6 protein-coding genes are annotated in these 7,096 nt (G+C 73.8%); 3 read left to right on the forward strand and 3 right to left on the reverse strand.

The genetic code is table 11. The features are described from left to right. Positions 1-60: 60 nt before the first annotated feature. Positions 61-867 (reverse strand): DeoR/GlpR family DNA-binding transcription regulator, encoded by an 807-nt coding sequence (locus E1283_RS04305; RefSeq protein WP_243744587.1) that lies wholly within the window; start codon positions 865-867, stop codon positions 61-63. Between the two features lie 78 nt (positions 868-945). After that, on the reverse strand, positions 946-1,623 hold the full coding sequence (locus tag E1283_RS04310) for a GntR family transcriptional regulator (RefSeq protein WP_243744588.1): 678 nt from the start codon (positions 1,621-1,623) through the stop codon (positions 946-948). A 131-nt stretch (positions 1,624-1,754) separates the two neighbouring features. On the opposite strand from E1283_RS04310, the gene E1283_RS04315 reads away from it, so the two are divergent. The 3 genes from E1283_RS04315 to E1283_RS04325 all read left to right on the forward strand — a co-directional run bounded on the left by E1283_RS04315 (position 1,755) and on the right by E1283_RS04325 (position 5,204). Continuing rightward, complete coding sequence (locus E1283_RS04315) at positions 1,755-2,942, forward strand: CaiB/BaiF CoA transferase family protein (RefSeq protein ID WP_132816510.1); 1,188 nt, start codon at positions 1,755-1,757, stop codon at positions 2,940-2,942. Then, positions 2,939-3,781: an HpcH/HpaI aldolase/citrate lyase family protein gene (locus tag E1283_RS04320; protein ID WP_132816511.1), complete on the forward strand. Its 843-nt coding sequence runs from the start codon at positions 2,939-2,941 to the stop codon at positions 3,779-3,781. The genes E1283_RS04315 and E1283_RS04320 overlap by 4 nt, the downstream gene beginning before the upstream one ends. Before the next feature lie 211 nt (positions 3,782-3,992). Beyond that, the gene (locus E1283_RS04325) at positions 3,993-5,204 is read left to right on the forward strand and encodes a right-handed parallel beta-helix repeat-containing protein (protein ID WP_132816512.1); all 1,212 of its coding nucleotides are present in this window, start codon (positions 3,993-3,995) and stop codon (positions 5,202-5,204) included. A gap of 83 nt (positions 5,205-5,287) precedes the next feature. Here the strand turns inward: E1283_RS04325 and E1283_RS04330 are convergent, their stop codons facing one another. Then, on the reverse strand, positions 5,288-6,832 hold the full coding sequence (locus tag E1283_RS04330; RefSeq protein WP_132816513.1) for a glycoside hydrolase family 43 protein: 1,545 nt from the start codon (positions 6,830-6,832) through the stop codon (positions 5,288-5,290). Between the last annotated feature and the right edge of the window lie 264 nt (positions 6,833-7,096).

A 7,096-nucleotide genomic window follows, 5' to 3' on the forward strand; every position in this document is an offset into this window, starting at 1 on the left:
GTTCGTCAACCGAGGTTTGGACGGTGAACTTCACACGCCTTGACGTCGTGTGACAGGGCGTCAGCCGACGTCCACCACGTCGATCAGGCCGCCCCTGGCGCGCAGCTCGCGCACCGTGGGCTCGGGGGTGGCGGCGTCCACCACCACCCGGTCCAACTCGGCGACGGCGGCCAGCCGGTAGGGCGCCAGCCGGTCGAACTTGCTGTGGTCGATCAGCGCCACGCTGCGGGCCGCCGAGGCGATCAACGCCCGCCGGGTGACCATCGTGTTCCGCGACTGGATCCGGCAGACGCCGCGCGCCACCGCCGTCGTCGAGAGGAACAGCACGTCCGGGCAGTGCCCCGACGCCGCCCGCGCCGTCGCCTGGCCGAGGAACGAGTCGTAGGCCGCGTCGTACCGCCCACCGAGCCCCACCAACTCGATGCCCGGCTGGGCGGCCAACGCCCGCAGCACCGGCAGGAAGTGCGTGACGACGGTCAACGGCGCCCGCTCCGGCAGCAGCCTGGCCAGCATCAGCGACGTCGTGCTGTCGTCGAGCGCGACCACCTGACCCGGCCGCACCTCGGACGCCAGCACCTCACGCGCGATGGCCTCCTTGGCCTCCACCTGGGCCCGCATCCGGTGGTCGAGGTCGCCGTGGAAGGTGGTGGTGGGCGCGCAGGTCGCCCCGCCGCGCACCTTGTGCAGGAAGCCGCGCCGCGCCAGCTCGTCCAGATCCCGGTGCACCGTCATGATGCTCACGCCGTACCTGGCGGCCAGCTCGGAGACCCGCACGAACCCGGCCTCCGACACCTGCCGGCGCATGGCCACCCGCCGCAACTCCGGGTTGCGCCTGGCTCCATCGCCGGCGTGGGGATCGGTCGCCACGGCACCAGCTTGGCACGTGGGCGGGGCCACGGCCATGGTCGCGACCGGGCCGGCGACCCCGCTCGCGGCGCGCGCCGGTCAGTCGCCGACCGGCCCGCCCACCCGGTACGCGCCGCTGGCCCTGACGTGCGCGATCATGATCCGCTCGGCCGCCTCGCCCTCGCCGGCCTCCAACGCGTCCAACAGCCGCGCGTGCTCCGCCAGATGGGCCTCGGCCTGCTCCGCGTCCAGCCACAGCGACGCCGCCGCCGGCACCGGGTGGCTGTCGCGGATGGCGTGCGCGTGCTGGCCGAGGAACGCCGGGCCCCCGATGTCCGCGATCGCCAGATGCAGCCGGCGGCTCAGCTCGCCCAGCCCGACCAACCGCCGCTCGGCGGCATCCGCCACCATCTGCCCGTGCAGGGACCGGAGTTCGGCCAACTGCCCGGGGGTGATCCGGGCCGCGGCCAGTCGGGCGCCGAGCCCCTCCACCACCGCGCGCACGTTGTAGAACTCCAGCAGCGCCTCGTCGCTGAGGTCGATCACCGTGGCCCCACGGTGGCTCTGGTAGCTCACCAGGCGGTCCTTCTCCAGGCGGCGCAACGCCTCGCGCACCGGCGTGATGGAGACGCCCAGGCGCTCGGCGAGGTGAGCGGCCTTGAGCTGGGTGCCGCCCGGCACCCGGGCGTTGCGGATCTCGTCGCGCAGCACCTCGTACACGTAGTCGGCCTTGCTCAACGGCTGGCGGTGACCCTCCGCCGGCTCACGTGACTGCATCGCTGCCCTTCGTCTCGCGGCGACCCCGTGGCGGTGGCCCCGTCCCCGAAGTATCTCGCGCGGTCGTGCGCCAGGACCCGTCGAGGTCGGCCCTCTTGACTGACAGGCTGTAAGTTATAACTTATATCTCCATGGTGAGCTTGATCGACCTGAAAGTCATCGACACCGCGACCCTCTTCGCCGGCCCCACCGCAGCGATGCTGCTCGGGGACTTCGGCGCCGACGTGATCAAGATCGAGCACCCCAGGCGGGGCGACCCGGCCCGCGGCCACGGCGCGGCCGCCGACGGGGTCGGCCTCTGGTGGAAGACCCTGTCGAGGAACAAGCGCACGGCCGCCGTCGACCTCTCGGAGCCCGAAGGGCAGGAGATCCTGCGGCGGTTGGCCGCGGACGCCGACGTCCTGGTGGAGAACTTCCGCCCGGGCACCCTGGAGAGATGGGGGCTTTCGCCCGAGGCCCTGTGGGCCGAGAACCCCCGGCTGATCCTGGCCAGGATGACCGGCTTCGGGCAGTTCGGGCCGATGTCCGGGCGCCCCGGGTTCGGCACGCTGGCCGAGGCGATGAGCGGCTTCGCCGCCAGCACCGGCGACCCCGAGGGCCCACCGGTGCTGCCGCCGCTCGCCCTGGCCGACGGCGTCGCCGGGCTGACCATGGCCTACGCCGTCATGGTGGCGCTGCGCGCCCGCGAGTCCACCGGGCGCGGACAGATCGTCGACATGGCGATCATCGAACCCCTCCTCGGCCTCCTCGGCCCCCAGATGACGGCCTACCGCGCCCTCGGCGTGATCCCCGAACGCACCGGCAACCGCTCCGCGAGCAACGCCCCGCGCAACACCTACCGCACCAGGGACGGGCGTTGGGTCGCCGTCTCCACCAGCGCCCAGCCGATCGCGGAACGCGTGATCCGGCTGGTCGGCCGCCCCGAGCTGGCCGAGCGCCCCTGGTTCGCCTCCGGAGCCGGCCGGGTCGCGCACGTCGACGAGCTGGACGCGGCGGTCGGCTGCTGGATCGCCGAGCGCGACGCGGACGAGGTGATCGCCGAGTTCACCCGGGCGCAGGCGGCGATCGCGCCCGTCTACGACGTCTCCGACGTCGCCAAGGACCCGCAGTACGAGGCGCTCGGCACCTTCGTCGAACTGCCCGACGAGGAGCTGGGCGCCGTCACCGTGCAGAACGTGTTGTTCCGGCTCTCCGAGACGCCGGGTGAAGTGCGCTGGGCCGGGCCGCCGTTGGGCCGGCACACCGACGAGATCCTGGCCGACCTGCGCTACCCGGCCGAGCAGATCGCCGCGCTGCGCGAGCGGGGGATCATAGCGTGAGCATCCCCGTCACCTGGCTCTACGTCCCGGGGGACCGCCCGGAACGCTTCGACAAGGCGATGGCGAGCGGCGCCGACGTCGTCATCATCGACCTGGAGGACGCCGTCGACGGGAGCCGCAAGGACGCCGCCCGGGAGAACACGGTGCGCCGCCTCGCGGACCGCCCCCCGGCCGAGGCCGGCCCCGAACTGCACGTCCGGGTCAACGACCTGGCCACCGCGCGCGGCCGCGACGACCTCGGGGCGCTGGCGGGGCTGCCGGGGCTCGACGCGGTGCGGCTCCCCAAGGTCGACTCGCCGGACGATCTCGCCCTCGTCGACGACACCTTCGGCGACCAGGCCACGCCGGCGCACGCGCTGCTCGAGTCCGCGCGCGGCCTCGCCAACGCCGACGCCATCGCCGCCCACCCGCGGGTCGCCGGGCTGGCGCTCGGCGAGCAGGACCTGACGGCCGCCCTCGCCATCCGCCTGGAGTCCGCCTTCGACCAGATCCGGCTGCGCGTGGTGCTCGCCGCGGCGGCGGCGGGGCTCGACCCGGTGCCGATGTCGATCTACCCGGACATCGCGGACACCGAGGGGCTGCGGGCCTCCTGCGCGCACGGCCGCGACCTCGGCATGTTCGGCCGCACCGCCATCCACCCCCGCCAGATCCCCGCGATCCGCGCCGCGTTCCGGCCCACCGCGGAGGAGATCAGCCGCGCCAGGGAGGTCGTCGAGGCCGCCGAGCGGGCCGGCGACCGCGGCGTCGGCGCCGTCGCCCTGCCCGACGGCCGCTTCGTCGACGCCCCGGTCGTCAGCCGGGCCCGCGACATCCTCGCGCTGGCCGACCGCATCTCCTGACCGCGTCTCCCGACCGCACCTCCTGACCGCACCTGACCGCACCTGACCGCGTCCCTCGTCGTGGCCACGGCCGTCCGGCGCGCGTCGCCAACGGGTGCCCGGACCGCGGCCGTTGACGTGGGCATGGCCCACCACTAGCATCCGGCGTCGGATGGAAAGCGCTTTCAGCACCGCGACAGGCACCGCACCCCGTCGACCATGGAGTCGCACCATGAGACTGAGAGCCCTGATCGCGTCCCTCGCCCTGCTCGCCGGCGCGGGGGCGGCCCTGCCCGCCACCGCGGCGGCCGCGACCGCGGCGGACGACGTCGGCGCCCTGGCCACCGCGCTCTACGTGTCGCCCGGCGGCGACGACGGCAACGCCGGCACCCTCGCCGCCCCGCTGCGCACGGTGCAGCGCGCGGTCGACCTCGCCGTCGCCGGCGACACGATCTACCTCAGGGCCGGCACCTACGCGCCGAGTACCAACATCCAGCTGAACAAGAACGGCACCGCGAGCGCGCCGTTGACCCTCACCACGTACAACGGCGAACGGGCCGTCATCGACGGCGAGAACATGCCGCACACCCCGGCACCCGTCGACGGCAGCATCCCGCGCGCCGAGCGCGGCGCCCTCCACATCGAGGGCGACCACTGGCGGTTGATCGGTCTGGAGATCGCCAACGGCCCCTACGGCATCTTCGGCCTGGACACCAACAACAACGTCTTCGAACGCCTGATCACCCGGGACAACTACGAGAGCGGCCTCCACCTCCAGGGCGCGTCCGGCAACAACCAGATCATCAACCTGGACAGTTACGGCAACCGCGACCCGCGGAAGAACGGTGAGAGCGCCGACGGCCTGGCCATCAAGGAGGGTTCGGGCAGCGGCAACGTGGTGCGCGGCGCCCGGCTCTGGAACAACTCGGACGACGGCTTCGACGCCTGGGAGTTCCTCTCCCCGATCGTCGTCGAATCCAGCCTGGCCTGGGGCAACGGCGTCAACCGGTGGAACCTGCCCGACTACACGGGCGACGGCAACGGCTTCAAGCTGGGCGGCGGCGGGGACACCGACCCGGCCGTGGCCCATGTCACCCGCAACAGCATGGCGTGGGACAACGCGGTCGGTGGCTTCATCGACAACGGCAACCCCGGCCGGCTGGTGATCGAACGTTCGACGGCCTGGCGGAACGGCGGCACCGGCTTCAACCTCAGCCGGTCAAGCAGCACCGTGACCGCGAGCCTCGCGGTGGCCAACGGCACCGACGTGTCCCTCGGCTCCGGCTCCGGGGGCAGCGGCAACTCGTGGAACATCGGCGGCAGTTGGGCGCTCGTCAGCACCAACCCGGCGTCGATCGCCGGGCCGCGCCAGGCGAACGGCGCCATCCCGTCGTCCACCTTCCTCCGCCCCGCCAACGGGGCCGCCGTCGGCGCCCGCTTCTGACGGTCTTCGGGCCGGCCTCGGGCAGGTCGTCGGGCCCGCCGTCGGGCCGGCCACCGCCACCGGTGGCCGGCCCGACGCGCGCCTCACCCCGCGTCGTCGGGCGTCGGTTCGTAGTCGAACCAGTCGAAGTCGGCGCTCCCGTGGGTGACGTACATGCCGATGACGCGCCCCGTGAAGCCGGTGGCCACCTCGGTCGACAGGTAGCGGCCGTCCAACTCGGCGAGCGGCGTCGGCTCCTCGGCGCCGGCCGGCAGCACCGCGAAGCCGAGGGTGTCGGGGCCGGTGGCCCACACGCCGAGCGGCTCGCCCGCCGCCTGCCCGGCGCCGGTCACGGAGGGCGGCAGCACGTCGCGGGTGCGGATGTCGAGCAGCAGGGTGAGGGGCCCGGGCGGGACCGCCCGGCGGGCCACGCACTGGCTCAGCGGCCCGACGCGGGCGACGACCCGGGCCTCGCCGTCGGCCACCTCCAGGGCGTAGTGGTGTGCCTCGTCCAGCCGTACGACGAGGCCGGCGGTGGCCGAGCCGGGGTCGATCCCGACGCGGACCCGGCAGTCCGGGTGCTGCTGGCGCCGGCCGACGAGGGTGTGCCCGGCGCGGTCGAGGGCGGGCCCGGTGGCGGTGAGCCTGAGCCAGCCGGGGCGGGCGGTCAACGACCAGGAGCCGTCGGGGCGTTCGCGCGGCGAGACCCAGTGCGGGGCGAGTGCCGGCGCGTCGAAGTCGTCGCGGACGGGCTCCGCGTCCCACGGGTGCCAGGCCGCGGGCGCCGGGTGGCGCTCCAGGACCGGCCCGACAGCCGGCCAGCCGTCCGCCCAGCGCACCGGCGTCAGGAACGTCTCCCGGCCCAGCACGTGGAAGTTGGGGGTGTGCCCGTGGGGGCGGGTGGCCAGCAGCACCAGCCACCACGTGCCGTCGGCCGCCGGGACCAGGTCGGCGTGGCCGGTGGACTGGATCGGCCGGTCGGTGCCGCCGTGCGTCAGGATCGGGTTGGCCGGCGCCGGCTCGAAGGGGCCGCGCGGTGAGCGGCCACGGGCGATCGAGACGGCGTGCCCGCGCTCGGTGCCGCCCTCGGCCAGCAGCAGGTACCACCAGTCGTCGATCCGGTAGAGGTGGGGGGCCTCCGGGTACTTGAGCCCGGTGCCCGACCACAGCGGCCGGGGTCCTTCGAGCACCGCGCCGGTGAGCGGGTCGATCCGGGCCACCCGGATCCCGCCGTCCGAGAAGGCGCACCAGCAGGAGCCGTCCTCGTCCCAGGCCAGGTCCGGGTCGATGCCGGGCAGGTCGATCCAGACCGGGTCCGACCAGGGGCCCTCGGGCCGCTCGGCGTGGACGACGAAGGTGCCGCCGGCGCCGACCACCGTGGTGATCAGCCAGAACCGGCCGTCGTGGTGGCGGAGGGTGGGGGCGTAGATCCCTGCGGAGGCCGGTGTCCCGGGCGGCAGCCGCAGTTGGGACGGCCGGTCGAGGACGTTGCCCAGCTGGCGCCAGTGCACCAGGTCGCGGCTGTGGAAGAGGGGGACGCCGGGGAAGTACTCGAAGCTCGAACAGGCGAGGTAGTAGTCCTCGCCCACACGGACGACGCTCGGGTCGGGGTGGAAGCCGCCGATGACCGGGTTCTGGTAGGTGCGCATCAGGCACCACGATCGTCAACTGTCATTCGTCGCGCAAGGGTTCGTTCCGTTCAGGGGATTGACTTTGTTAATTCACTGGCTTAACACTCACATCCCTGGGCGAGTCCGCCCAAGCCCCGACGATGAGGCAGGCGATGAGAGCGAACCGAACGAACGAGTCCCGACCGACCCGTGGGCGCCGCGGGCGTGCCGCGGTGATCGGCGCCGCCGCGCTCGCGCTGCTGGCGGCCGGCTGCGGCGGGGGAGGCGACAACGGCGGGGGGG

This window comes from Streptomyces hainanensis (assembly GCF_004348415.1).
Lineage (GTDB): Bacteria > Actinomycetota > Actinomycetes > Streptomycetales > Streptomycetaceae > Streptomyces > Streptomyces hainanensis.